A 24725-nucleotide genomic window follows, 5' to 3' on the forward strand; every position below is an offset into this window, starting at 1 on the left:
AGCAAGCACATCTGCAACTGACGCGCCGCCATCGGGGGCAAGCCCCCTCCCACATTTGATTTATGCCACCTTTGAACGCTATGGACAGCCCATGAAACGCCTGTGCCTTGCCCTACTGCTACCCGCCGCCAACCTGCTCGCCGACACCCGCGACCAGGCCTTGAAGCTTTCCGACGTGGTCATCAGCGCCAACCGCCAAGTGCAGGCGCGCAATGACAGCAGCGCCGCCAACACCGTTTTCACCCGCGCTGACATCGACCGCCTGCAGCCCACCAGCGTCACCGACCTTCTCAGCCGCGTGCCGGGTGTGCAGGTTGCGCCGACCGGTGGACGTGGCAGTTTGCCGGGGATTTTCATTCGCGGTACAAAGGCCGCACAAAGCCTGGTACTGGTGGACGGCCAGCGCATTGCCAACACCACCACCGGCGACAGCGGCCTGCAATACCTGAACGTCGATCAGGTTGAGCGCGTAGAAGTGCTGCGCGGTTCACGTTCGGTCATTTACGGCAGTGACGCGATTGGCGGAGTGATCCAGATTTTTACCCGGCGCAACGCCGAGCAAGGCCTGCAACCAAGGATGAAGCTTGGATTTGGCAGTAACCAGACATGGGAGCGCAGCCTGGGGCTATCAGGTGGCGATGAACACACGCGCTTCAACCTGGGGGTGAGCCTGGATGAAACCGCTGGCATCAACTCGAGCCACGCGTCGTTCCCCAGCGACGGCGACCATGATGCCTACCGCAACCAGTCCATCAGCCTGAATCTCAGTCATTCGTTCAGCGATGAGCTGGAGGTGGGTTTCAACCTGTTGGATAACCGTGGCAAGTCGGAGTACGACAACAGTTATGGCCGCTACGACGGCGTCACCGGGCAGAGCCTCGGCCAGAAACCCTACACTGACTACACCGTGAGCAGCGCTAGCGGCTATGTCGATGCCAAGCTCAATGACAACTGGCAGTCGCGCCTGGAGCTGGGCCACAGTGAAAACCGCGACACCAAGCGCGACACCCTCAGCGATGATTACAGTGCATTCAACACCTACCGCGACTCGGTCAATTGGCAGAACGACCTGAACCTGGATGAGCAAAACAGCCTGATCGTCGGCGGCGACTGGTACGAAGACCGTTTCCACGGCTCCACCACCTTTACCGAGAACAGCCGCTGGAACCGGGCGGCTTTCGTGCAGCATCGCTTCCACAGCCAGTGGTTTTCCACCGAGCTGGGCCTGCGCCGCGACCAGAACCAGCAGTTCGGCGGCCAGAACAGTTGGAGCGGCACCCTGACCGTGCCGGTCAACCCTGACAATGACCTGCTTTTGAGCTACAGCGAAGGCTTCCGGGCGCCGACATTCAACGACCTGTATTACCCTGACACGCAGTACAGCAACCCAAACCTACAGCCCGAGACATCAAAGAGCTACGAGCTGCAGTGGCGCAGCCAACTGACCGACAGCACACGCCTGGAAGCCTCGCTGTATCGCACCGACCTGAGTGACGCGATCATCCTTGACGCCGGCAAGCCGCAAAACGTGGCGTCGGCGCGGATCAATGGTATTGAAGCGGCGCTCAAGCAGGAGGTGTTTGGCTGGCAGGGTAACCTGGGCCTGTCGCTTATCGACCCGCGTGACCGTGACAGCGGCCACACCCTGGCACGTCGCGCACGGCGCACTGTGAATTTGGATCTGGATCGGCAATTTGATCAACTCGGTCTCGGCGCCAGCTGGCAAGCGATCAGCAGCAGCTACGACGATGAAGCCAACCGAAACCGTCTGGGCGGGTATGCCTTGTTGGGGCTACGCAGCAGTTGGGCGTTGAACCGGGAGGTGTCGTTGTCGCTGAAGGTGGATAACGTGCTGGACAAGTCTTATGCACGGGCGAAGTACAGCTACCTCGGGGAAAGCCAGAATTATCGTGAAGAAGGTCGGGTGTGGATGGTTGGGGTGACGTGGACCCCTGAGATCTAAGTAACCTGAACCGGCGTCATCGCAGGCAAGCCAGCTCCCACACCTGAAATGCATTCCCCTGTGGGAGCTGGCTTGCCCGCGATAGCGGTGTCACAGGTTCGGCGCAATCACCTGGCACAACCGCCCCACCGCCTCCAACATCTGCCCGCTGGGCCGCTCCAGGCCCTTGTCCGGCACTAACCGTACCCGAGCAGCCATCGCCGGCCATGCCTTCCAAGCCTCCTTCTGAGCCTGATCCCCCACCAGGATCACCTCGGGGTCTCGCGCCAGCACCGATTCGATATTCACCTGCGGCGCCGGCAACTTCAGGTCATCAAACACATTACGCGCCCCACACACCCTGAGCGCATCGCTGATGATCTGCCCACCGCCCACGGTGTACAGCGGCTGGTTCCACACTTGGTAGAACACCTGCAGCGGCTCGGCTCGCTGGTAACGTTGGCGCAAATCGGCCAAGCGCTGGCGCAATTGTGCCGCGAGCTGGTGCCCTGCCTCAGCACGGCCCAATTGCTCGGCAATGGCCTGAACCTGGGTGGTCAGCTGTTCAAGGCTATGGGGTTCGGCGACGTGCACCGGGATATTCAGGCGCTGCAGTTGCTCGCGCTGGGCCGGACCAACGCTGCCGGGCCACAGCAGGATCAAGTCAGGCTTGAGACTGAGCAGGCGCTCCATGTCCAACTGGCCGTAATGACCGACCGACGGCACTGTCGCCAACGCCGTCGGGCGTTCGCCACCATCGAGTACGCCCACCAGCAGGTCGGCGGCGCCCAACTCAACCACGATTTCAGACAGTGACGGCGCCAGGCTGACCACTCTCTCGACCGCCATCGCCTGAGCACTGAATACCAGCAGCAGTGCCAGCCAGTAGCGGCTCATCCCAGTTGACGCGGGATGCGGTAGAGGTAAAACAGCACCATGGTCGACATTGCCAACAGGAACAGCGGCACCGCTTCCAGCCCGACGAATACCGCCAACGCACCAATCCAGGCCGGTAGCGCGGCCACCAGCAAGGCCGTGCGCCGACGCGCCGCCAGGGTGATCCAGGCAGCGGGTTCTCCAGGGGTATCGAGGGCTTTGGAGGTAGCGATCAGCGCGTGTTTATAACCGTGGAAATAACGCAGGCTGAGAAACATCGACCCCACGCCAGCAATGAAAAACGGCATGGCCAGCACGGGAAGCAGGGATTCGGCGCGGCCAAATACCAGGTTGATCACAAACAATGGGAGCAATGCCAGGGCCAGGTACTGCCACCAGTTGAAAGACAGTCGGCGTTTGACCTGGCCTCGGGTCACGCGCGGTCAACCTCGCCCTGGTGCTCGTTGCCCATCATGTGGTCGAGCTTGCTGGCCTTGGTGGCCAGGTAGAGCTTGTTGTGCGGGTTGTGCCCGGTATGCAGCGGCACGCGCTCGGCCACGGTGATGCCCATCTCGGTCAAGGCCTTGACCTTGCGCGGGTTGTTGGTCATCAAACGCAGGGATTTGACCCCCAGGTGCTCGAGCATCGGCAGGCAGATCGCGTAGTCACGCTGGTCAGCGGCGAAGCCCAGGCGTTCGTTGGCTTCTACAGTGTCGGCGCCGCCATCTTGCAGTTCATAGGCGCGGATCTTGTTCAGCAGGCCAATGCCGCGGCCCTCCTGACGCAGGTACAGCAGCACGCCACGGCCTTCACGGGCGATGGCTTGCATTGCCGCTTCCAGTTGCGAACCGCAGTCACAGCGCTGGCTGAACAGCGCATCGCCGGTAAGGCATTCGGAATGCACACGTCCCAGCACCGGCGCACCATCCGTGAAGTCGCCCAGGCTGAGAACAACGTGCTCGCGACCGGTGGCTTCTTCGAGAAAGCCGTTCATGGTGAACGTGGCAAAAGGGGTAGGCAGCTTGGAAGCGGCGACGAAAACGACGGGCACCGTGTGCTCCTGATTTCAGATTTCACAGAAGCGGCCATTGTAACAGCCTGTTCCTACAGACGCTTAAGCTGAATTATCGCTGATAAAGATCAATAGGTTCGATTGGCCTTCGGATTGATTCTATGTAGGCGCAAGCTTGCTCGATAAAGTCGTCAACGTTAACGCGGGCATTCTGAGTCAACGCGGCGCCTATGGTTTTTTCGCGAGCAAGCTCGCTCCTACAGTGAAATCAGAATGGATAGGGCTGGTTCCAGCGTGCAAAAATCGCTTTCAACTCGCCCGTCTTGACCAGACTGGCCAGGCGCTGGTCATACACCGCCATCAATGCCCGCCCGCGCTCGGTGTCGGCGAAGCCGATATAGAGCGGCAATTCGGCGATATGCGTAAGCTTGAACAGCGCCGGATCCTGGGACTGGCTGAGCATAAACTTGGCTTCGGTGAGGGCATCGATATAGAAATCGGCGCGGCCATGTAGCAGCATCGGCAGGATACCGCTGCGCCGCTCGATCTGGTTGAAGCGGCGCACGTTCGGCAGGTATTGCTCGTACTTGTAGCCGCGCACCCAGGCCAGGCGGTAGTCACCCAGCGTCGCCAACGTCGGCGTGGGCGCCGTTGCCAGCCCGAGGGCGTAGATGTGGTCGGCGTCGAAGTTCCACTGGGGGTACAACACGCCGCTGACCTCATTGCGATAGGATCCGACGCAACCATCCACCTCGCCACGCTGGGCCAGGCCGACTGAGCGGGTATAAGGCACGCTGCGGGTTTGCAAGGTAATGCCCGCGGGCTCGAAGACCTGGCGCAACAGGTCCCACGCCAGGCCGCTGCCATCCTGGTTGGTGTAGTCGTTCCACTGCTCACTGGCCAGCACGATCTTGCCAGGCACAGGCATCTCGTCCGCCTGGGCCATGAAGGCACAGGCACACAGCACGATCAGCAGCCAGCGGCGTACAGCCATAGTGACGGCCTCTTCTGGATTAAACCTATTAAAGGGTAGCGCAGGACGCGGCTTAGGGGGCCCGGCGAAAATGCTGATAGCCGCGCACTGCCGGAGTGACGTCCTGCCCATTGGCATCGAGCAGCGTCACGCCCTGCCCGGCCTCGACCCGACCGATCACATGTATTGGCCAACCGTCCGTCTGCAACGGCACCAACTGAGACGCTGGCAAAGTGAACGCCAGCACGTAGTCATCGCCGCCGCTCAACGCCGCCACACGGGCCTGGTCTTCGCCGACGAACGTCAGCAAGGCTGTGGACAACGGCAACCTGTGACGTTCGACCACCAGGCGGACCGCCGAGGCCTTGGCGATATGCCCACAATCGGCCAATAGCCCATCGGAAATGTCCATGGCCGAGGTCGCCCGCCCCCGAAGCGCCAGCCCCAAGGCCAACTGCGGTTGCGGCGACCAGTAGTGCGCCAGCAACGGCGCTGCGATGGCAGCGTCGACAGTGCGTTGCCCCAATACCAGCGGCAAGGCACCGGCGGCGTTGCCCAGTTCACCGCCGACACATAGCAGGTCACCCGGCCGCGCTCCGCTGCGCGTCAACGCCTGCCCCGCCGGCACACGGCCAAACACAGTAAGGGTCAGGCTCAACGGCCCACGGGTGGTATCCCCTCCCACCAAGCCCACACCGCAGCTTTGCGCCATGGCGTTCAAGCCTTGGGCATAACGTTGCAGCCAATCGGCGTCGATGCTCGGAGTGGTCAGGGCAAGGGTGAATGCGAGGGGATTGGCGCCCATGGCGGCCAAATCGCTCACCGCCACGGCCAGCGAGCGCTGGCCGAGCAGGAACGGGTCACAGGGGTCGGCAAAATGCACGCCGGCCACCAGCGTATCGGTAGAAACAGCCAGTTGCTCTCCGGCTGGGAGCGCCAGCAAGGCGCAGTCGTCGCCGATCCCCAGGGCAATGCCTTCACCGCCCTGCGCACAGGGCGCGGCGGCGAAGAACGTGCGGATCAGCTCGAACTCACCCATGGGAACTCAAGCGCGAATCAGCGCTTGTGTTCCTTCACTTCGGCTTCGCGCAGGCGCGGGGCCAGCTTGTCGAGTACGCCGTTGACGAACTTGTGGCCGTCGGTCGAACCGTAGACTTTCGCCAGTTCAATGCCTTCGTTGATCACCACGCGGTACGGTACGTCAACGCGCTTGAGCAGCTCCCAGGTGGACAGGCGCAGTACCGCCAGCTCGACCGGGTCCAGCTCTTCGAGGGTCAGGTCCAGGCATGGCGACAGCGCAGCATCGATCTCGGTCTGGTTGGCCGGAACACCGTGCAGGATGTCGTGGAAGTAGCTCTGGTCTGCAAAGGTGAAGTCGTTATCGACGCGAAATTGCGCTTCGATCTCGTTCAGCGAAGTGCCGGCCATGTGACGCTGGTACAGCGCCTGGGTGGCGAGCTGACGGGCCGCACGGCGCTTTTCGCTTTTCGAGGGCTTGCCGGCATCGGCTGGACGCTCGTCGCGCGGGTTGAAACGATCGCTCTCGTCGGAAATCACTTGGCCTCCAACTGCGACAGCAGGCTGACCATTTCCAGCGCGGACAAGGCAGCTTCAGCGCCTTTGTTACCGGCCTTGGTGCCGGAGCGCTCGATGGCTTGTTCGATGGAGTCAACGGTCAGCACGCCAAAGGCAACCGGTACGCCGAACTCCATGGACACCTGGGCCAGACCCTTGGTGCATTCGCCGGCCACGTATTCGAAGTGCGGGGTACCGCCACGAATGACCGCGCCCAGGGCGATGATCGCCGCGTATTCGCCCTGTTGAGCAACTTTTTGCGCAACCAGTGGAATTTCGAAGGCGCCAGGGGCACGGATAAGGGTGATGTCGCTCTCGCTCACACCGTGGCGAACCAAGGCGTCAACGGCACCGCTTACCAGGCTTTCAACCACGAAGCTGTTGAAGCGGCCAACCACCAGGGCATAGCGGCCTTTGGGGGCGATGAAGGTACCTTCGATGGTCTTCAGGGTCATTCGACAAATCTCTTAAAGAGCCGGGACGCGAAAAGTGCGTCCCTCAGTGATGATTTAACCGCGAACAAGGGGCAGAAATCGCCAGCCTTTATTCGGAGGGCACGTATTCTACAACTTCCAGGTCGAATCCGGATATCGCATTAAATTTCATCGGTGCGCTCATCAGGCGCATCTTGCGCACACCGAGGTCGCGCAGGATCTGCGAACCGGCACCGACGATGCTGTAGGTGGTCGGTTTTTTCACCGGCACGGCGTCAGCGGTTTCGCGGATATGCGCCAGCAAGACATCGCCATCCAATGGGTGACCGAGCAACAACACCACACCGCTGCCCGCCTCGGAAACCGCAGCCATGGCGGCGCGCAGGCTCCAACGACCCGGTTGCTTGACCATCAGCAGGTCGCGCAGGGGATCCATATTGTGCACCCGCACCAGTGTCGGTTCTTCGGCGCAAATATTGCCCAGGGTCAGGGCCATGTGTACGTCGCCTTCCACTGAATCACGATAGGTCACCAAATTGAATTGGCCCAGTTCGCTGTCCAGCGGCTGCTCGGCAATCCGCTGAACGGTACGCTCGTGGATCATGCGGTAGTGAATCAGGTCGGCGATGGTGCCGATCTTGAGGTTGTGTTCGGCGGCAAAGGCTTCAAGCTCAGTGCGACGTGCCATGGTGCCGTCGTCGTTCATCACTTCGCAGATCACCCCGCTCGGCTCGAAACCGGCCATGCGCGCCAGGTCGCAGGCGGCTTCGGTGTGGCCGGCGCGTGCCAGGGTGCCGCCCGGCTGGGCCATCAGCGGGAAGATATGGCCCGGGCTGACGATGTCTTCGGCCTTGGCGTCTTTCGCGGCAGCAGCTTGCACGGTGCGCGCACGGTCAGCGGCGGAAATACCGGTGGTGACGCCCGTGGTAGCTTCAATCGATACGGTGAACTTGGTGCCGAAACCCGAGCCATTGCGCGGCGCCATCAGTGGCAGCTTGAGCAATTCGCAGCGTTCGCGGCTCATGGGCATGCAGATCAGCCCGCGGGCGTGCTTGGCCATGAAGTTGATGTGCTCAGGCTTGCAAGCCTCGGCGGCCATGATGATATCGCCTTCGTTCTCGCGATCTTCGTCATCCATAAGGATGACCATCTTGCCTTGGCGGATGTCTTCAACCAGTTCTTCGATGCTATTGAGCGCCACGCGGCACCCCCTTGGTCAGGATTTCAGGTAGCCGTTAGCGGCCAGAAAACTTTCAGTGATGTTCCCGGATGCAGGCTCTGCGGCCTTTTCGCCCATCAGCAGGCGCTCCAGGTAACGGGCAAGCAAGTCGACTTCAAGATTCACCCGACGACCTGGCTGGTATGACGCCATGATGGTTTCGCTCAAGGTGTGGGGAATGATGGTCAGTTCAAATTCGGCGCCATTGACGGCGTTCACGGTCAGGCTGGTGCCGTCGACGGTGATCGAGCCTTTGTGGGCGATGTACTTGGCCAACTCTTTTGGCGCGCGGATACGGAATTCCACGGCACGCGCATTTTCGCTGCGGGCCACCACTTCACCGACACCGTCGACATGGCCGCTGACCAGGTGACCGCCCAGGCGCGTGGTAGGCGTCAGGGCTTTTTCCAGGTTGACCGGGCTGCCGGCCTTGAGGTCGTTCATCGCGGTGCAGTCCAGGGTTTCCCGGCTGACGTCGGCGGCAAAGCCATTACCCGGCAGGTCGACGACGGTCAGGCACACGCCGCTGACGGCAATGCTGTCGCCCAGCTTGACGTCGCCCAGGTCCAGCTTGCCGGTTTCAACCAGCAGGCGGACGTCGCCACCTTTGGGGGTCATTGCACGGATGCTGCCGATGGCTTCGATAATGCCGGTGAACATGTCGTTCTCCTGAAAACGAGGGGCGGGCGCTCAAGCGCAGGCCGGGAATTATACGCTCGCTGCCGGGACGGGAATGGCAGTGACTCGCCAGTCGTCGCCTACAGCACGCATTTCAGTGATCTTGAGTCGAGGAACGTCGGCCAGCTTTTCAAGCGGCCAGTCCAGCAGCGGACGGGCGGCGGAGCCGAGGAATTTACCGGCGATGAAAATCACGTATTCGTCCACCAGGCCCTGTTGGGCAAACGCACCCGCCAGGCTCGGGCCGGCTTCCACCAGCACCTCGTTGACGCCACGTGCGGCCAACGCCAATAGGGCGGAACGCAGGTCGACCTGGCCGTCCACGCCCGGCACCACCAGGCACTCGGGGCCACGGGGGTACTGGTTTTGCGCGGTAACGCAGGTGATGACCAATGCCGGTCCGGCCTTGAAGAAGGGAGCGTTGAGCGGCACCCGCAGGCGACCATCGATCAACACGCGCAACGGCGGGCGCGACATGGCCAGGGCGGTGGTGGCTTCATCCAAACCCAGCTCAGCGGCACGTACGGTCAAGCGCGCATCATCAGCCAGCACCGTGTCGGCACCGGTCAACACCACACTGGCCTCGGCGCGCAGGCGCTGGACGGCGGCGCGGGCAGCGGAGCCGGTGATCCATTGGCTTTCGCCGCTGGCCATCGCGGTGCGGCCGTCCAGGCTCATGGCCAACTTGACCCGCACAAACGGCAGGCCTTGCTCCATGCGCTTGAGAAAGCCCGGGTTGAGCGCCCGCGCCTCAGCTTCCAATACGCCGCTGCGCACCTCGATACCGGCCTGGGCCAGGCGCTGCATACCGCGCCCGGCCACTTCCGGGTTGGGGTCCTGCATGCCGGCGACCACCCGCGCCACGCCAGCCGTCACCAGCGCATCGGCGCAGGGCGGCGTATGGCCATGGTGGCTGCACGGTTCAAGGGTGACGTACACCGTCGCGCCACGGGCCTTGTCACCGGCGGCGCGCAAGGCATTCGGCTCGGCGTGGGGCTCGCCGGTGCGCTCGTGCCAGCCTTCGCCGACAATCTGCCCGTCACGCACAATCACGCAGCCTACCCGCGGGTTGGGGTGAGTGGTGTACAGGCCCTTGCGCGCCAATTCGAGGGCGCGGGCCATGTAATGGGCGTCAAGGACCGCCTGTTCAGCGCTGGGTGGGTTCATTTTTTCACCGGCTCACGGGCCAGGCGGTCGATTTCTTCGCGGAACTCATTGAGGTCCTGGAAGCGTCGATACACCGAGGCAAAACGGATATAGGCGACTTCGTCGAGCTTTTGCAGCTCGCCCATCACCAGCTCGCCGACGACCAGGCTCTTGACCTCGCGCTCGCCGGTCGCACGCAGCTTGTGCTTGATGTGCACCAGCGCCGCTTCCAGGCGCTCGACACTCACCGGGCGTTTTTCCAGGGCGCGCTGCATACCGGCGCGCAGTTTTTCTTCGTCGAAAGGCTGGCGGCTGCCGTCGGACTTGATCAGACGGGGCAATACCAGTTCGGCGGTTTCGAAGGTGGTGAAACGTTCACCACAGGCCAGGCATTCGCGCCGGCGACGCACTTGATCGCCCTCGGCGACCAGACGTGAATCAATGACCTTGGTGTCGTTGGCACCGCAGAAGGGACAGTGCATGGTTGGCAGGCAACAAAAAATGGGAGGGCCATGTTAGCGCATCCCTGTGGCAAGACAAGCCATAGCCTTTACGGTATATAGGCAGGCTTATATGTTTCTTATTTTTAAACCACGGATTTTGTCCTTTCTGGAGCCGTACATGCAGTTACGACCACTTGTTCTACTCACCCTGTTCAGTTTTCTGGTCGCCTGCAGCAGCGAAGCCCCCAAGCCGGCCGCGCCTCAACCGACACCGGCGCAGGAGAAGAAAGTCCCGGGCATTGAAGACCTCGGCCCCCTGCCCGCCTATCAGCGGGAAATCAGCGGCAGCCTGACCAACGTGCCCGCCGGCGCCGAAGTCGAGATGGCACTGCTGGTGATCGACGACCGTTCGCGCCCGCAGCAACTGCTCGCCAGCAGCGTGCTGAGCGGCAATGGCAAGCCGCTGGCCTTCCGCCTGCGCTTCAACCCTGAAGCCTTCCCGGTCGGTGCGCGGGTTGAATTGCGTGGCCGCGCCAGCCAGTCCGGCCAGTTGATCCTGCACCTGCCAGCCGTTCGCGTCACCCAGGCGATCACCCAGACCACCGGCCCCCTGCAACTCGTCAAGGCGCCATGACGCCACCGCTGCACCTGCAACGTGCCCTGAGCGAGTTGATCGGCGACGCGCAATTGGTGTCCTGCCCGCTCCCGGGCACTGAGTTGTCGTTGTGGCTGCTCGACGCCGACAACATGGACCGTGCCTTCAGCCAGGAGGAAACCCGGCGCATCCTGCATGAGCCACCCTACTGGAGTTTTTGCTGGGCCAGCGGCCTGGCGTTGGCACGTTACCTGGCGGCGCATCCCGAGTGGGTCGCGGGCAAACGCGTGCTGGATTTCGGCGCCGGCTCCGGCGTGGCCGGGATTGCCGCGGTAAAAGCCGGCGCCCTGGAAGTGGTGGCCTGTGATCTCGACCCGCTGGCCCTGGCATCATGCCGCGCAAACGCCGAACTCAACCAGGTGGAACTGGGCTATTCGGCAGACTTTTTCGCCGAAGCCGACCGCTTCGACCTGATCCTGGTGGCCGACGTACTTTACGACCGCGCCAACCTGCCGCTGCTGGATCAATTCCTCAGCCGTGGTCGCGAAGCGCTGGTGGCAGATTCGCGGGTGCGGGACTTCCGTCACCCACATTATCAACAGCTGGATATCCTGGATGCGCTGACCCTTCCGGATCTGGCCGAGCCTTGGGAGTTTCGCAAGGTGAGTCTGTACCATTCGCGGCGCCAGCCCTTATAGTTGCCCCCATTCCCGCTTTATTCGAGACGCACCATGAGTGAGCCCACGCCGTACATCTTTGACGTCACCACCGCCAACTTCGACCAGGCGGTGATTCAGAACTCTTTTGAAAAACCCGTGCTGGTGGACTTCTGGGCCGAGTGGTGTGCGCCGTGCAAGGCGCTGATGCCGATGCTGGCGCAGATTGCCGAGAGTTATCAGGGCGAGTTGCTGCTGGCCAAGGTCGATTGCGAGGCCGAACAGGACATCGTCGCGCGTTTCGGCATTCAAAGCCTGCCGACGGTGGTGCTGTTCAAGGATGGCCAGCCGGTGGACGGGTTTGCCGGTGCACAGCCGGAGTCGGCGGTGCGGGCCATGTTGGAACCCCATGTGCAGATGCCACCACCGGCTGCGGCGGATCCGCTGGAACAGGCCCAAGCGTTGTTCAGCGAAGGGCGTATCAGCGAAGCCGAAGCGCTGCTGGTGGCGCTGTTGGGCGAGGACAATACCAACGCCCCGGCACTGATCCTGTACGCACGCTGCCTGGCCGAACGCGGTGAGTTGGGCGAAGCCCAGGCCGTGCTCGACGCGGTGAAGGGTGACGAACACAAGGCCGCCCTGGCCGGGGCCAAGGCGCAAATCACCTTCCTGCGCCAGGCTGCGGACTTGCCGGATGCTGCCGACCTGAAAAGCCGCCTGGCGCAAAGCCCGCAGGACGATGAAGCGGCCTACCAGCTGGCGATCCAGCAACTGGCGCGCCAGCAATACGATGGGGCGCTGGAAGGCCTGCTCAAGCTGTTTATCCGCAACCGCAGCTACAGCGAAGGCTTGCCCCACAAGACCTTGCTGCAGGTGTTCGAACTGTTGGGCAATGACCACCCGCTGGTCACTGTGTACCGCCGCAAGTTGTTCGCCGCGCTGTACTAACCCTACCCTGTAGGAGCGAGCTTGCTCGCGAAAAACTTCAACGATAAGGCGCGCTTCATGAATGAACGCGGCGCCTATGAGTTTTTCGCGAGCGAGCTCGCTCCTACAAAGGGTCAACCCAGGTGTACAGCGGCGTATCCCCGCCGCTGCTCACCTTGACCTTGGCGCTGTGGCGCAGGCGTACCAGCAGGCGCTTGCCTGCCCCGGCATCGCCAGCCAACCCTTCCAGTTGGTCGAGCAACTCCAGGCCATTGAGTTGCCCGGCCTTGCGCAGCAGATCCTGGGCGTTCTGCCACAGGTCCTCATTCTGTTTCACCGGTGCCACGGGTGGCGCGCTGGGTATTGGGGCCGCCTTTAGCTGTGCGCCCAACCGCGCCCAATCGCCGTCATCCAGTTCCAGGGTCAAGTCCACCGGCAGGTCGCCGACGGTTCCACGAATTCGCAACATCGTCCTTCCTCCTGCATTTTTCTGATGGGCATGCTCCCATGCCGCTTGCGCAACGCCAAGCGGGCGGTCAAACTCTCAAACTTATTGTTATAAGATCACATAACATAACTTTCATCCTGGAGCCGTCCCATGCGCCGTTTGCTGCTCGCTTTGCCGTTTGCCCTGCTGCCACTGGCAGTCGCACATGCTCACGAAGATCATGACCACGAGCATGGCAGCCTTGGCGCCCACGAACATGGCGTCGCTCGCCTCAACGCGGTGCTGGACGGCCAGGCTCTGGAGCTTGAACTGGACAGCCCGGCCATGAACCTGGTGGGGTTCGAGCATGCCGCGACCAGCGCCGCCGACAAAGCCAAGGTCGCCGCCGCGCGCAAGCAGCTGGAGAACCCGCTGGCATTGTTCAACCTGCCCAAGGCCGCAGGTTGCAAGGTCAGCAGCCAGGAACTCAACAGCCCGCTGTTCGGTGACAAGCCCGAAGCCGAGCAGGACGACGATGACCACGCCACCGACGGCAAAGGCGCTGCCGCCCACGAGCATCATCACGACCACAGCGAGATCCACGCCCATTACCAGTTCACCTGCGCCACGCCGACGGCCCTGGACAACCTCGACCTGAGCCAAGTGTTCAAGACCTTCCCTGCAACCACGAAAATTCAGGTACAACTGATCGGCCCAAGCGGTCAGCAAGGTGTTGACGCGACGGCCACCGCAGCCACCCTGAAGTTCTGAGTTCACATGACCCACCCATTGATCGAACTGTCCAACCTGGGCTTCAACTGGCCCGGTCACCCACAGTTGCTGGACATTCCCGCGTTCCGCCTGGAGCCCGGGGAAACCCTGTTTCTCAAGGGCCCGAGCGGCAGTGGCAAGACCACGCTGCTGGGGCTCTTGGGTGGCGTGCAGAAACCCAGCCAGGGCAGCATCCGCCTGCTCGGCCAGGAATTGACCGAACTCTCGGCCGGCGCCCGGGATCGATTCCGCGTCGACCACACCGGCTACATCTTCCAGCAATTCAACCTGCTGCCGTTTCTGTCAGTGCGTGAAAACGTCGAGCTGCCTTGCCACTTTTCCAAGCTGCGCGCACAGCGGGCCCGGCAGCGCCACGGCAGTGTCGACCAGGCGGCCGCGACCTTGCTTGCGCACCTGGGTTTGAAGGACAAGGATCTGCTTGAGCGGCGCGCCGACTCGCTATCCATCGGCCAGCAACAACGGGTCGCCGCGGCACGTGCGTTGATCGGCCAACCGGAGCTGGTGATCGCCGACGAACCCACCTCGGCCCTGGACTACGACGCCCGCGAAGCCTTCATCCAGTTGCTGTTCGCTGAATGCCGCGACGCTGGCGCCAGCCTGTTGTTTGTCAGCCACGACCAGAGCCTGGCCTCGCTGTTCGACCGCAACCTGTCGCTGGCCGAACTCAATCGCGCCGCCACGCCCGCAGAGGTTTGAGATGTATCTGTTTCGTCTAGCCATGGCCAGCCTGGCTAACCGCCGCTTTACCGCGATCCTCACCGCTTTCGCCATCGCGCTTTCCGTTTGCTTGTTGCTCGCAGTGGAGCGCGTGCGCGTCGAGGCACGCAACAGTTTCGCCAGCACCATCAGCGGTACCGACCTGATCGTCGGTGCACGTTCGGGCTCAGTGAACCTGCTGCTGTACTCGGTGTTCCGTATCGGCAACGCCACCAACAATATTCGTTGGGACAGCTACGAGCACTTCGCCGCCAACCCCCAGGTGAAATGGGCGATTCCGATTTCCCTGGGTGACTCCCATCGCGGCTACCGGGTGATGGGCACCAACGAATCCTACTTCGAGCATTACCAGTACGGGCGCAAGCAAAACCTCGAACTGGCCAGCGGCCGCGCGTTCGCCACCGACCCGTTCGAAGTGGTGCTCGGTGCCGAAGTCGCCGATGCCCTGCATTACCAGCTCGGCGACAAGCTGGTGCTGGCCCACGGCGTGGCGGTGGTCAGCCTGGTCAAGCACGACGACAAACCCTTCACCGTGGTCGGTATCCTCAAGCGCACCGGCACCCCGGTGGACCGCACGCTGCATATCAGCCTGGGCGGCATGGAAGCGATCCATATCGACTGGCACAACGGCGTGCCGGCCCAGGGCAAAGGCCGCGTCAGCGCCGACCAGGCGCGCAATATGGACCTGACCCCACAAGCCATCACCGCATTCATGCTCGGCCTGAACAACAAGATTTCCACCTTCGCCCTGCAAAGGGAGATCAACGAGTTCCGTGGCGAGCCGATGCTGGCGATCCTGCCGGGCGTGGCCCTGCAAGAGCTGTGGAGCATGATGGGCACCGCCGAGAAAGCCTTGTTCGTGATCTCGCTGTTCGTGGTGCTGACCGGTTTGATCGGCATGCTCACGGCTATTCTCACCAGCCTCAACGAACGCCGTCGCGAGATGGCGATCCTGCGTTCGGTGGGCGCGCGCCCGTGGCATATTGCAACCCTGTTGATCTTCGAAGCCTTTGCCCTGGCCTTGGCCGGCGTAACGGCAGGCGTGGGGCTGCTGTACCTGTGCATCGCCGCGTCACGGGGTTACCTGCAGGCTAATTACGGCCTGGACCTGCCGATGTCATGGCCGAGCGAATATGAATGGACCCTGCTGGCGGGTATTCTCGCGGCAGCGCTGTTGATGGGCAGCGTGCCCGCGTGGCGTGCCTATCGACAATCTTTGGCCGATGGCCTGTCCATCCGTTTATGAGGAAGGCTTCGATGCGTCGTGCCCTGTTTGCCCTGTTGCTGCTGGTGAGCGTGCCCGTGTGGGCGGATGAGCCGCCCAGGGACTTGTCCTGGCAGGAGATGATCCCGCCGGACGCACCGCCGGAAATCCCCAATATGAAACCGCTGCACGACCTGTCGAACATGGCCGATGCCTTGTCCGTGGAAGCTGCGCCCGCGGCCAAGCAGGACCTGCCCAATGCGCCGGTGGTGCAAGGTCTCGACGGCCAGCATATTCGCCTGCCGGGATATATCGTGCCGCTGGAAGTCAGCGAGGAAGGTCGCACTACTGAGTTCCTGCTGGTGCCGTATTTTGGCGCATGCATCCATGTGCCGCCGCCACCGTCGAACCAGATCGTGCATGTCAAAAGCGAAGTCGGCGTGAAGCTCGATGAGCTGTATCAGCCGTACTGGATCGAAGGTGCAATGCAGGTCAAGCCGTCGTCAAGCGAACTGGCCGACGCCGGTTACCAGATGGATGCCGAGAAGATTTACATGTACGAGCTGCAGGAGTAGCGCTGATCGCCCTTTCATTGAGCTGAGTCAAAAGACCGGACGGAACGATCTTTACCATTGGACGTACAACTTTTAAACGTCCTCTGGAGCTCCCATGAACAAGTCTCTGCTCGGCGCGTCCCTCTTCGCGCTCGCCCTCGTCGCCCCGGTCGCACACGCTCACCAAGCGGGCGATATCCTGGTGCGTGCCGGTGCAATCACCGTGAACCCGGACGCCGACAGCGGCAAAGTCAAGGTTGACCAGGGCCCATTGGCTGGCACCAACCTGGGCGGCAAGGCGACCATGAGCAGCGACACCCAGCTGGGCTTGAACTTCGCTTACATGATCACCGACCACGTGGGTATCGAACTGCTGGCCGCCACGCCGTTCGAGCATGACGTGAAACTCAAGAACACCGCCCTGGGCGCCGCCAACGGTAAACTCGGCTCGCTCAAACACCTGCCGCCGACCCTGAGCGTCGTGTACTACCCGCTGGACAACAAGTCGGCGTTCCAGCCCTACGTGGGTGCCGGTATCAACTACACCTGGATCTACGACGAACACGTCGGCGGTCGCGCCCAACAAGCCGGTTTCAGCAACTTCAAGGCCGAGAACTCCTGGGGCTGGGCCGCACAGATCGGCGCCGACTACATGATCAACGACAAATGGATGATCAACGCCCAGGCGCGCTACATCGATATCAGCACCAAGGCGACTGTGGATAACAATGCGCTGGGCCAGGGCACTCGCGCCAAGGTCAATGTGGACGTGGACCCAATGGTTTACATGGTGGGTATCGGCTACAAGTTCTAAGCAACACTGCATAACCAATGTGGGAGGGGGCTTGCTCCCGATAGCGGTGGATCAGTCCATGAATCTGTTGACTGACACTCTGCTATCGGGAGCAAGCCCCCTCCCACATTTTGGTTTGTGTGGTGTCAGCTGTGGCGGTAGAACCGGTCCAGCAACGCCGGCAACCCTGCCCGCCACGCCCGAGGCTTGATGCCAAAGGTGTGGAGGATCTTCTTGCAGGCCAACACCGCGTGCTGCGGTTCTTCTGCCGCGTCCGGCCGCGCCGCGTGGGCCTGGGCAGTGGGAGACTCAATGGCCAGGGCGTGGAAGTTGCGCGCTTCTGTGAGGATTGCCTGGCCCAGGGCCAATGGCGTGGTCGCTTCATGCCCGGCGTAGTGATAGGTGCCCCACAACGGCGCCGCACAATCGAGCTGCTTGAGCACTGAGATGATCACCCGTGCAGCATCGTCCACCGGCGTCGGGTTGCCGCGACGGTCGTCCGCCATCAATAACTCATCGGATTTCTCGGCACGGGCCAGAAAACGCCCGAGAGTGCCGTCAACGCTGTCATCCAGCAACCAGCCAAAGCGCAGCAGCACATGCTGTGGGCAGGTGGCGCGCACGCTTTGTTCGATACGCCACAGCGCCTGGCCGCGCAGGCCCAGGGGTACCGGCTCGTCTTTCTCGCTGTAGGCGGTGGCGCGGGAGCCATCGAACACGCGATAGCTGGACGGTTGCAGCAGGGTGATGCTGTGGTGCTGGCACAGTTCGGCCAGGCGCTCGATGGCGAATTCCTGGCCGGCCAGGCGGGTTTCGCTTACGGCTTCGGCCTGGAACCAGTCGAAATAGTAGGCGAGATTGATCAACGCATCGGGACGGGTGTCGTCGAGCAATTGGGTGAGGCTTGCGGCATCCCAGCCGTCTTGGGGCGGTTTGGGTGCGAGGAAACCGATGTCTTCCTCTGCACCGAGGCGAATCAGCGCCTGCCCGAGGGCATTCCCGCCGCCCAGTAACATAAGGCGCATTCGCATAGATTGAGCAGGCCCGGTCTGTTTGGAACGATGGTTATTATCGACAGGCATGTGCGCCTTGCCGTAGGTAGTTGCCAGAATCGTTGCATTTTGCGGGTTTGTAGCGCAACCGTCACGGATAAAGTGCGGGGTTGCAACTTGGCCCCGCCGGTTGCATATAGGGTGAATGAACCTTCCCGAATCAACGGACAAGGGTTTGCACGGCTTTCACCCCGCCGTCAGCACTTGGTTCCGTAGTACCTTTCCTTCGGTGACCAACGCCCAGGCCCAGGCGTGGCCGTTGATCCGCCAGCGCCGCTCGACACTGATCGCCGCGCCCACCGGCTCCGGCAAGACGCTGACGGCCTTCCTGGCGGTGCTGGACGACCTGGTGCACCAAGGCCTGGCCAACGGCGGCGAACTGCCGGACCAAACCCTGGTGGTGTATGTGTCGCCGCTCAAGGCGCTATCCAACGATATCCAGATCAACCTGCAAAACCCGCTGGCCGGCATTACCGAACATCTGGAGAAGCGGGGGCTGCCGCCGCTGGTAATCCGCACCGCTGTGCGCACCGGCGACACCCCGCAAAAAGACCGCGCCCAGATGCGCAAACGCGCACCGCATATCCTGGTCACCACTCCGGAATCGCTCTACGTGCTGCTCGGCTCGGATTCTGGCCGGCACATGCTCGCCAGCACACGTACGGTGATCGTCGATGAGATCCACGCCATCGCCGCCGGCAAGCGCGGCAGCCACTTGGCCTTGAGCCTGGAGCGCCTGCAAGGGCTGTGTGCCGAGCCATTGACCCGTATCGGTTTGTCGGCCACGCAAAAACCCATCGAAGCCGTCGCACGCTTTTTAGTCGGCACCGAACGTGATTGCGCCATTGTGGATATCGGCCACGCCCGCCCCCGTGACCTGGCGATCGAAGTGCCGCCGGTGCCGCTCTCGGCGGTGATGGCCAACGACGTGTGGGAGTTGGTCTACGATCGCCTCGCGCAATTGGCCCGTGAACACCGCACCACGCTGGTATTCGTCAATACCCGGCGCCTGGCCGAACGCCTGGCCCGGCATTTGAGCGAGCGCCTGGGCAAAACCGCCGTGGCCGCTCACCATGGCAGCCTGGCCAAGGAGATGCGCCTGGACGCCGAACAGCGCCTCAAGGCCGGCGAACTGCAAGTGTTGATCGCCACGGCGTCCCTGGAGCTGGGGATTGATATCGGCGAGGTCGACCTGGTGTGCCAGATCGGCTCGCCGGGTTCGATCAACGGTTTTCTGCAACGGGTTGGCCGCTCCGGGCACCAGGTCGGCGGCACGCCTAAGGGGCGCCTGTTTGCCACCACCCGCGACGACCTGATCGAGTGCGCCGCGCTGCTCGACTGCGTGCGCCGTGGCGAGCTGGATACCTTGCATATTCCGGTGGCACCGCTCGACGTACTGGCCCAGCAAATCATCGCCGAGGTCAGCGCCCAGGAATGGCCGGAACAGGCGCTGCTGGCGCTTATCCACCGCGCCGCGCCCTATGCCGAACTGGATGAACGCCACTACCAGGCCCTTTTGCAGATGCTCAGCGAGGGCTACAACGGCCGCCACGGCATGCGCAGCGCCTACCTGCACCGCGACGCCGTGACCCACACCCTGCGCGGCCGCCGTGGCGCCAGGCTCACCGCGGTAACCAGCGGCGGCACGATCCCCGACAATGCCGACTACAGCGTGTTGCTGGAGCCGCAAAGCCTGAATATCGGCAGCGTCAACGAAGACTTTGCGGTGGAAAGCATCGCCGGGGATATCTTCCAGCTCGGCAATACCTCCTATCGCATCCTGCGGGTCGAAGCCGGCAAGGTGCGGGTCGAGGATGCCCAGGGCCAACCTCCGACCATTCCGTTCTGGTTGGGTGAAGCCCCCGGGCGCAGCAACGAGTTATCGGTGGCCGTGGCCCGCTTGCAAGGGCAATTGGACAGTTTGCTCGGTGCCACGCCCGGCGACCTGCAACCGGCCCTCGACTGGCTTACCGGCACCCTGGGCCTCAATGTCGCCAGCGCCGATCAACTGTTGGACTACCTCGCCCGGTCGCGCCAGGCCCTGAGCGCCCTGCCGTCCCAGGACACATTGATCATGGAACGGTTTTTCGATGCATCCGGCGGCACCCAACTGATCATCCACACGCCGTTTGGCAGCCGCATCAACCGCGCCTGGGGCCTGGCCTTGCGCAAGCGCTTTTGCCGTACCTTCAATTTCGAGCTGCAAGCGGCGGCCAGTGAAAATGCCATCGTGCTGTCGTTGTCCACCAGTCACAGCTTCGCGCTGGATGAGGTGTGGCGTTACCTCAACAGCAACAGTGCCGAGCACATCCTGATCCAGGCCGTGCTGGATGCGCCACTGTTCGGTGTGCGCTGGCGCTGGAATGCCGGCGTGGCCCTGGCGCTGCCGCGTTATACCGGTGGGCGCAAGGTGGCACCGCAGATCCAGCGCATGAAGAGCGAAGACCTGATCGCCAGCGTATTCCCCGACCAGATCGCCTGCCTGGAAAACCTCGCCGGCGAACGCGAAATCCCCAACCACCCGCTGGTGGAGCAAACCCTCGACGACTGCCTGCACGAGGCCATGGACAGCGACGCCTGGCTGGCGCTGCTGCGGCGCATGGAACGCGGCGACGTGCGGTTGATCAGCCGCGACCTGCCCGCGCCCTCGCCCATGGCCGCAGAAATCCTCAGCGCAAAACCCTATACCTTCCTCGACGACGCGCCCCTGGAAGAGCGCCGCACCCAGGCCGTGCTCAACCGCCGCTGGAGCGACCCGCAGAGCACTGACGACTTGAGCGCCCTGGATGCCGACGCCATCGCCGGTGTACGCGAAGAAGCCTGGCCGGCGCCCAATGGCCTGGATGAAATGCATGAAGCGTTGATGAGCCTGGCGTGCATTGCAGCGGGCGAAGTTACGCCGCAATGGGCCCAATGGTTGCAGGCATTGCGCAAGGCCGGGCGGGCCTATCAGTTGCCCAACGGCATGTGGGTCGCCGTGGAGCGCTTGAGCTGTTTGCAGGCGTTGTATCCCAACGATCTGCCGTTGCTGCCGGGGTTCGATGAGCCCTGGTCCTTCGATGAAGCGCTGGTGGAAGTGCTGCGTGCGCGCCTCAGTGGTTTTGGCCCGCTGACCCTGGTCGAGATCGCAGCGCCCCTGGCCTTACCGGTGGTGTCGATTACCCAGGCCCTGGCACGCCTGGAACAGGAAGGCTACGTGCTGCGCGGCCACTTCAGCCCCGGCGTGACTGAAGAACAATGGTGCGAACGTCATTTGCTGGCGCGCATTCATCGCTACACGGTCAAGCGCCTGCGCCGGGAAATCGAGCCGGTGGCATTGCAGGATTTCATGCGCTTTCTGTTCGATTGGCAGCACCTGTCCGACAGCACCCGCGGCCAGGGCAGCGCCGTGTTGCCGCAAATCGTCGGCCAGTTCGAAGGCTATGCCGCCGCCACGTCAGCCTGGGACACAGACCTGCTCAGCGCCCGCATCAAGGATTACTCATCGACCTGGCTCGATGACCTGTGCCGCAGCGGCAAGCTGGTCTGGACGCGCCTGAGCAACAAGGCCGGCGCCATGGCGTTGCGCAGCACCCCGGTGGTTTTGCTCCCCCGTAGCCAGGTAGCGTTGTGGAGCGGGCTGACCGAGCCTACCGATAGCACCACATTGTCACCCAAGGCGCAGAAGGTCCACCTGGCCCTGCGCGAGCATGGCGCGCTGTTTTTCGATGAACTGGTACACGAGGCCCATTTGCTGCGCAGCGAGCTGGAGACAGCCTTGCAGGAATTGGTAGGCGCCGGCTTGGTGAATGCTGACAGCTTCGCCGGCCTGCGCGCCTTGACCACCCCCGCCAGCAAACGCCAGGCGCGCAGCAGTCGACGTGGGCGCGGGGCGTTTGTCGGCGGTATGGACGACGCCGGGCGTTGGGCCTTGGTTCGCCGCTCGGCGACCGCCGCCGGCGCGCATTCGGCCGAGACCCTGGAGCATGTGGCGATGACCCTGCTGCGCCGTTATGGCGTGGTGTTCTGGCGGCTGCTGGAGCGCGAGGCGGATTGGTTACCGAGTTGGCGCGAACTGCTGCGCACTTTCCATCGGTTGGAGGCGCGAGGTGAGATCCGTGGCGGGCGGTTTGTCAGTGGGTTGGCGGGGGAGCAGTTTGCATTGCCGGAGGCGATACCGTTGCTGCGCGAGGTGAGGCGGCGGCCCCATGATGGGAGTTTGATTGCGGTGTGTGGGGCCGATCCGTTGAATCTTGTCGGCACGCTGTTGCCGGGAGCCAAGGTGCCAGCGGTGAGCGGTAATCGGGTTGTCTATCGTGATGGGGTGCCGGCGGCGGTGATGGTCGCCGGCAAGCAACAGGTGTTGCTGGAGGTGGATCAGCAGGCGGTGCAGGAGAAGTTGATCAGGCGCTGAACTTGAGGGCCTCATCGGGAGCAAGCCCCCTCCCACATTTAGATGCGTGAACACATTTCAAGTGTGGGAGGGGGCTTGCTCCCGATGAGGCCAGAACAGCCACTTTCATCATTGAGACCTGGGCTGCTCGCTCAGCACCAGCGCATCCGGCTCTTCCCCCTGCGCCACACGCTTAGGCAACAACACCTGCTGTGGATAAGTCTGCGCAAAGTGCACCTCATCACAGTTATCCACAAGTTTTTTCAACCGCTGGTTAAACGCCCGGCTGACCGCATACTGCCCACCCGACACCGTACGGAACTGTGCGGTGAGCACCACGCCATTGAGGTCCATCTTGTCCACGCCAAATACTTCAAGCGGCCCTTGCAGGTTGTACTTGAGGAACACGTCGTCGCGAATCGATTGGCCCGCTTCGCGGATCAGCTCCACGGCCTTGTCCACGTCGGTGTCGTAGGTGAACTGCACCGAGAAGAAGGCATAGGCGAACTGCCGCGACTGGTTGGTGACCGCCTTGATCTGCCCGAACGGCACCGAATGCACAAAACCCTTGCCGTCGCGCAGGCGCAGGGTGCGAATGGTCAGGCCTTCGACGGTGCCCGCATGGCCGGAGTCGAGCACCACCCAGTCGCCGATGGACAGGGTGTCTTCGATAATGATGAACAGGCCGGTAATCACGTCCTGCACCAACTGCTGGGAGCCGAAACCGATGGCCAGGCCCACCACCCCGGCACCCGCCAGCAACGGCGCGACGTTGATGCCAAGATTTGCCATGGTGGTGATCGCGCAAATCACCACCAGGATAATCTTCACCGCATTGCGCAGCAGCGGCAGGATGGTTTTCACCCGGGTGCTGGGCTGGCGGCCGGAGCGTTTATTCACCGGCGGCTTGAGCGCTTCCTGGATCGCCGTATCGAGCACCACCCAGAACAGCCAGGTCACCAACAGGATCAGGCCGATGCTGCTGAGGGAATCACTGATGGCCCGGCCCACCGAGTTGCGCTGGGCGAACTCAAATAGCGATACGCCCCAGATACGCCCGAGGATTTCGATAAAGGCAATGGCCATAACGATACGCAGGATCGCGTGCAGCAAACTGAGGAAGCGCTCCTTGTAGGCGCTGCTGCGTTGGATCGACACTTGGCTGCGGGACTTGAACAGGTGTTGCAGCACGGTGCTGAGAAACACTGTGCCGATCAGCAGCAGCGTGGTGAGCAGTGCGCAACGCAGGGCCTTTTGGTTGTCGTCGCCGGCGCCGATCAGGTTCACCGCGGACACCAGGACCATCAACAGGATCGGCCAGTACCAAAGCCCGGAAAACACCCGCAGCGATTGCTGCAAGGCCGGATGCTTGAGGCGCTGGGCCAACGGGCGGTTACGGATCAAATGGGCCACCGGACGGCGCAGGCGTACCACCAGCACACCAAAAATTACTGCGGCAAACAGGCCGGTAAATACCGCGATACTGCTGGTGATATTACCGCCCAGTTGACGAGCGATCTGCGGGCTGGTCAACGCGTCGCTGAGGGCGGCAAGGAAGCCGATCAGGAACAGCGGCTTGGGGCAGTAGTCTCGAATAATCTGCACGGCGGGCCGCTTGTGCCCGACGTTAAACATCACAATGACGCACAGCAGCATCGAGGTCGAAAAGATGCCGCTGCTGGTGGCATAGGCAAAACACAGCGCCAGCGCACGGCCCACCGAAGCGGCCAAGAAGTGGCTTACATAGAGGGTCAGCGGCAGGCAGATCAACGCTGGAATCGTGTAGGGCACGATGTAGCCGAGCAAGCCTTGCAAGCGCTGGCGTCGTGCGACGAACGGGCGGCGGCTGGAGCGCTGCACGACCCAGTGCCCCAGTAACGTCAACACGGCAAAGGCACCGATCCACACCCCGGACAACAACAGAAAATCGCCGGCCACACTCCACGGCGAGCGCGCGGCGGCCTGGTCGACCAGGCGCCCTACTTCATCCGCCGCCCGATCGGCACGCAGGCGCCAGGCGTCGACAAGGTTCTGGTTGAGGTCGAGCTTGTCCTGCACGTCATCGATACTGGAACTGATGGCCCCGAGCAGCCCGCCCTCCACCAACAGCTCCGGTTTGGCCGGCGTTTCGGTGGCAGGCGCAGTGGCCGCGGCTTGCAGTGCGCCGTTGCCGCACAGCACCAGCGCGGCGAGCAGTAATGCAGTCTTTAGATTCAGCAAAACAGCGGGCTCCTTCAGCAGGGTCTGTAAGGAACTGACGGGTTTGGCCTTGGATCGTTCCCTGCGCTTTTTGGGCATGTGATTTAAAACGGTGGGAGGGACTTGCCCCGATAGCGGC

General features: G+C 62.5%; 24 protein-coding genes. 10 read left to right on the plus strand and 14 right to left on the minus strand.

Annotation, left to right across the window (positions count from 1 at the left end):
* Positions 1 to 91 precede the first annotated feature (91 nt).
* Entirely contained in the window at positions 92 to 1963 is a 1872-nt protein-coding gene (locus tag QYQ93_RS25955) for a TonB-dependent receptor domain-containing protein (RefSeq protein ID WP_338475795.1), read from the plus strand.
* 90 nt (positions 1964 to 2053) lie between these two features.
* Here QYQ93_RS25955 and QYQ93_RS25960 read toward each other — a convergent pair whose 3' ends face one another.
* The 11 genes from QYQ93_RS25960 to nrdR form a co-directional block, all read right to left on the minus strand.
* Positions 2054 to 2839, minus strand: coding sequence for a cobalamin-binding protein (locus tag QYQ93_RS25960; RefSeq protein WP_338475797.1), 786 nt, complete (start codon positions 2837 to 2839; stop codon positions 2054 to 2056).
* A complete protein-coding gene (locus tag QYQ93_RS25965) occupies positions 2836 to 3255 on the minus strand; it encodes an MFS transporter (protein WP_338475798.1) in 420 nt (139 codons plus the stop codon). Before QYQ93_RS25965 ends, QYQ93_RS25960 begins: the two co-directional genes overlap by 4 nt.
* A complete protein-coding gene (gene ribA, locus QYQ93_RS25970) occupies positions 3252 to 3869 on the minus strand; it encodes a GTP cyclohydrolase II (protein ID WP_043051121.1) in 618 nt (205 codons plus the stop codon). Before ribA ends, QYQ93_RS25965 begins: the two co-directional genes overlap by 4 nt.
* 229 nt (positions 3870 to 4098) lie before the next feature.
* The gene (locus QYQ93_RS25975; protein ID WP_043051122.1) at positions 4099 to 4824 is read right to left on the minus strand and encodes a substrate-binding periplasmic protein; all 726 of its coding nucleotides are present in this window, start codon (positions 4822 to 4824) and stop codon (positions 4099 to 4101) included.
* A gap of 52 nt (positions 4825 to 4876) precedes the next feature.
* Positions 4877 to 5842: a thiamine-phosphate kinase gene (thiL, locus tag QYQ93_RS25980; protein WP_338475799.1), complete on the minus strand. Its 966-nt coding sequence runs from the start codon at positions 5840 to 5842 to the stop codon at positions 4877 to 4879.
* Between the two features lie 17 nt (positions 5843 to 5859).
* Positions 5860 to 6360 carry a transcription antitermination factor NusB gene (nusB, locus tag QYQ93_RS25985; RefSeq protein ID WP_043051124.1) on the minus strand — a complete coding sequence of 167 codons (501 nt, stop codon included), beginning with the start codon at positions 6358 to 6360 and terminating at the stop codon, positions 5860 to 5862.
* Complete coding sequence (gene ribE, locus QYQ93_RS25990) at positions 6357 to 6833, minus strand: 6,7-dimethyl-8-ribityllumazine synthase (RefSeq protein WP_003194576.1); 477 nt, start codon at positions 6831 to 6833, stop codon at positions 6357 to 6359. Before ribE ends, nusB begins: the two co-directional genes overlap by 4 nt.
* Positions 6834 to 6921: 88 nt before the next feature.
* A complete protein-coding gene (gene ribBA, locus QYQ93_RS25995) occupies positions 6922 to 8013 on the minus strand; it encodes a bifunctional 3,4-dihydroxy-2-butanone-4-phosphate synthase/GTP cyclohydrolase II (protein WP_003194579.1) in 1092 nt (363 codons plus the stop codon).
* Positions 8014 to 8028: 15 nt separating this feature from the next.
* On the minus strand, positions 8029 to 8691 hold the full coding sequence (locus QYQ93_RS26000; protein ID WP_043051125.1) for a riboflavin synthase: 663 nt from the start codon (positions 8689 to 8691) through the stop codon (positions 8029 to 8031).
* 48 nt (positions 8692 to 8739) lie between these two features.
* The gene (gene ribD / locus QYQ93_RS26005; RefSeq protein WP_043051126.1) at positions 8740 to 9876 is read right to left on the minus strand and encodes a bifunctional diaminohydroxyphosphoribosylaminopyrimidine deaminase/5-amino-6-(5-phosphoribosylamino)uracil reductase RibD; all 1137 of its coding nucleotides are present in this window, start codon (positions 9874 to 9876) and stop codon (positions 8740 to 8742) included.
* Positions 9873 to 10337, minus strand: coding sequence for a transcriptional regulator NrdR (gene nrdR / locus QYQ93_RS26010; protein ID WP_026082968.1), 465 nt, complete (start codon positions 10335 to 10337; stop codon positions 9873 to 9875). The genes ribD and nrdR overlap by 4 nt, the downstream gene beginning before the upstream one ends.
* 139 nt (positions 10338 to 10476) lie before the next feature.
* Here nrdR and QYQ93_RS26015 point away from each other — a divergent pair, with 139 nt between their 5' ends.
* From QYQ93_RS26015 to trxA, 3 genes are read left to right on the plus strand one after another with little or no spacing between them, the layout of a single operon-like run.
* Positions 10477 to 10932 (plus strand): YbaY family lipoprotein, encoded by a 456-nt coding sequence (locus QYQ93_RS26015; RefSeq protein WP_338475800.1) that lies wholly within the window; start codon positions 10477 to 10479, stop codon positions 10930 to 10932.
* On the plus strand, positions 10929 to 11591 hold the full coding sequence (locus QYQ93_RS26020; protein WP_043051128.1) for a class I SAM-dependent methyltransferase: 663 nt from the start codon (positions 10929 to 10931) through the stop codon (positions 11589 to 11591). Before QYQ93_RS26015 ends, QYQ93_RS26020 begins: the two co-directional genes overlap by 4 nt.
* Before the next feature lie 33 nt (positions 11592 to 11624).
* Entirely contained in the window at positions 11625 to 12497 is an 873-nt protein-coding gene (gene trxA, locus QYQ93_RS26025; RefSeq protein WP_338475801.1) for a thioredoxin, read from the plus strand.
* A gap of 103 nt (positions 12498 to 12600) precedes the next feature.
* Here the strand turns inward: trxA and QYQ93_RS26030 are convergent, their stop codons facing one another.
* Positions 12601 to 12945 carry a hypothetical protein gene (locus QYQ93_RS26030; RefSeq protein ID WP_338475802.1) on the minus strand — a complete coding sequence of 115 codons (345 nt, stop codon included), beginning with the start codon at positions 12943 to 12945 and terminating at the stop codon, positions 12601 to 12603.
* A 129-nt stretch (positions 12946 to 13074) separates the two neighbouring features.
* Between QYQ93_RS26030 and QYQ93_RS26035 the strand changes: the two genes are divergently transcribed.
* The 5 genes from QYQ93_RS26035 (at position 13075) to QYQ93_RS26055 (ending at position 16984) form a co-directional block, all read left to right on the plus strand.
* Entirely contained in the window at positions 13075 to 13674 is a 600-nt protein-coding gene (locus QYQ93_RS26035; RefSeq protein ID WP_338475804.1) for a DUF2796 domain-containing protein, read from the plus strand.
* A 6-nt stretch (positions 13675 to 13680) separates the two neighbouring features.
* On the plus strand, positions 13681 to 14391 hold the full coding sequence (locus QYQ93_RS26040; RefSeq protein WP_057014535.1) for an ABC transporter ATP-binding protein: 711 nt from the start codon (positions 13681 to 13683) through the stop codon (positions 14389 to 14391).
* Position 14392: 1 nt separating this feature from the next.
* Positions 14393 to 15658, plus strand: a complete 1266-nt coding sequence (locus QYQ93_RS26045; protein ID WP_338475805.1) for an ABC transporter permease — start codon at positions 14393 to 14395, stop codon at positions 15656 to 15658.
* A gap of 11 nt (positions 15659 to 15669) precedes the next feature.
* A complete protein-coding gene (locus QYQ93_RS26050; RefSeq protein WP_043051134.1) occupies positions 15670 to 16191 on the plus strand; it encodes a DUF3299 domain-containing protein in 522 nt (173 codons plus the stop codon).
* Positions 16192 to 16285: 94 nt separating this feature from the next.
* Complete coding sequence (locus QYQ93_RS26055; protein WP_043051135.1) at positions 16286 to 16984, plus strand: OmpW/AlkL family protein; 699 nt, start codon at positions 16286 to 16288, stop codon at positions 16982 to 16984.
* 125 nt (positions 16985 to 17109) lie between these two features.
* Here the strand turns inward: QYQ93_RS26055 and QYQ93_RS26060 are convergent, their stop codons facing one another.
* Positions 17110 to 17994, minus strand: coding sequence for a sugar nucleotide-binding protein (locus QYQ93_RS26060; protein ID WP_043050052.1), 885 nt, complete (start codon positions 17992 to 17994; stop codon positions 17110 to 17112).
* A 166-nt stretch (positions 17995 to 18160) separates the two neighbouring features.
* Here QYQ93_RS26060 and QYQ93_RS26065 point away from each other — a divergent pair, with 166 nt between their 5' ends.
* Positions 18161 to 22408, plus strand: a complete 4248-nt coding sequence (locus QYQ93_RS26065; protein WP_338475807.1) for a DEAD/DEAH box helicase — start codon at positions 18161 to 18163, stop codon at positions 22406 to 22408.
* 108 nt (positions 22409 to 22516) lie between these two features.
* Here QYQ93_RS26065 and QYQ93_RS26070 read toward each other — a convergent pair whose 3' ends face one another.
* Positions 22517 to 24607: a mechanosensitive ion channel family protein gene (locus QYQ93_RS26070; protein ID WP_338475808.1), complete on the minus strand. Its 2091-nt coding sequence runs from the start codon at positions 24605 to 24607 to the stop codon at positions 22517 to 22519.
* Positions 24608 to 24725 lie beyond the last annotated feature (118 nt).

This window comes from Pseudomonas khavaziana, assembly GCF_036704165.1.
GTDB classification, from domain to species: Bacteria; Pseudomonadota; Gammaproteobacteria; order Pseudomonadales; family Pseudomonadaceae; genus Aquipseudomonas; species Aquipseudomonas khavaziana.

Excerpts from the sequence above, each read along its gene's own strand:
- QYQ93_RS25955 (WP_338475795.1), top strand. The coding sequence starts at position 92 with ATGAAACGCCTGTGCCTTGCCCTACTGCTACCCGCCGCCAACCTGCTC.
- QYQ93_RS25960 (WP_338475797.1), bottom strand. The coding sequence starts at position 2,839 with ATGAGCCGCTACTGGCTGGCACTGCTGCTGGTATTCAGTGCTCAGGCG.
- QYQ93_RS25975 (WP_043051122.1), bottom strand. The coding sequence starts at position 4,824 with ATGGCTGTACGCCGCTGGCTGCTGATCGTGCTGTGTGCCTGTGCCTTC.
- thiL (WP_338475799.1), bottom strand. The coding sequence starts at position 5,842 with ATGGGTGAGTTCGAGCTGATCCGCACGTTCTTCGCCGCCGCGCCCTGT.
- ribE (WP_003194576.1), bottom strand. The coding sequence starts at position 6,833 with ATGACCCTGAAGACCATCGAAGGTACCTTCATCGCCCCCAAAGGCCGC.
- QYQ93_RS26000 (WP_043051125.1), bottom strand. The coding sequence starts at position 8,691 with ATGTTCACCGGCATTATCGAAGCCATCGGCAGCATCCGTGCAATGACC.
- ribD (WP_043051126.1), bottom strand. The coding sequence starts at position 9,876 with ATGAACCCACCCAGCGCTGAACAGGCGGTCCTTGACGCCCATTACATG.
- nrdR (WP_026082968.1), bottom strand. The coding sequence starts at position 10,337 with ATGCACTGTCCCTTCTGCGGTGCCAACGACACCAAGGTCATTGATTCA.
- QYQ93_RS26015 (WP_338475800.1), top strand. The coding sequence starts at position 10,477 with ATGCAGTTACGACCACTTGTTCTACTCACCCTGTTCAGTTTTCTGGTC.
- QYQ93_RS26020 (WP_043051128.1), top strand. The coding sequence starts at position 10,929 with ATGACGCCACCGCTGCACCTGCAACGTGCCCTGAGCGAGTTGATCGGC.
- trxA (WP_338475801.1), top strand. The coding sequence starts at position 11,625 with ATGAGTGAGCCCACGCCGTACATCTTTGACGTCACCACCGCCAACTTC.
- QYQ93_RS26030 (WP_338475802.1), bottom strand. The coding sequence starts at position 12,945 with ATGTTGCGAATTCGTGGAACCGTCGGCGACCTGCCGGTGGACTTGACC.
- QYQ93_RS26035 (WP_338475804.1), top strand. The coding sequence starts at position 13,075 with ATGCGCCGTTTGCTGCTCGCTTTGCCGTTTGCCCTGCTGCCACTGGCA.
- QYQ93_RS26040 (WP_057014535.1), top strand. The coding sequence starts at position 13,681 with ATGACCCACCCATTGATCGAACTGTCCAACCTGGGCTTCAACTGGCCC.
- QYQ93_RS26045 (WP_338475805.1), top strand. The coding sequence starts at position 14,393 with ATGTATCTGTTTCGTCTAGCCATGGCCAGCCTGGCTAACCGCCGCTTT.
- QYQ93_RS26050 (WP_043051134.1), top strand. The coding sequence starts at position 15,670 with ATGCGTCGTGCCCTGTTTGCCCTGTTGCTGCTGGTGAGCGTGCCCGTG.
- QYQ93_RS26055 (WP_043051135.1), top strand. The coding sequence starts at position 16,286 with ATGAACAAGTCTCTGCTCGGCGCGTCCCTCTTCGCGCTCGCCCTCGTC.
- QYQ93_RS26060 (WP_043050052.1), bottom strand. The coding sequence starts at position 17,994 with ATGCGAATGCGCCTTATGTTACTGGGCGGCGGGAATGCCCTCGGGCAG.
- QYQ93_RS26065 (WP_338475807.1), top strand. The coding sequence starts at position 18,161 with ATGAACCTTCCCGAATCAACGGACAAGGGTTTGCACGGCTTTCACCCC.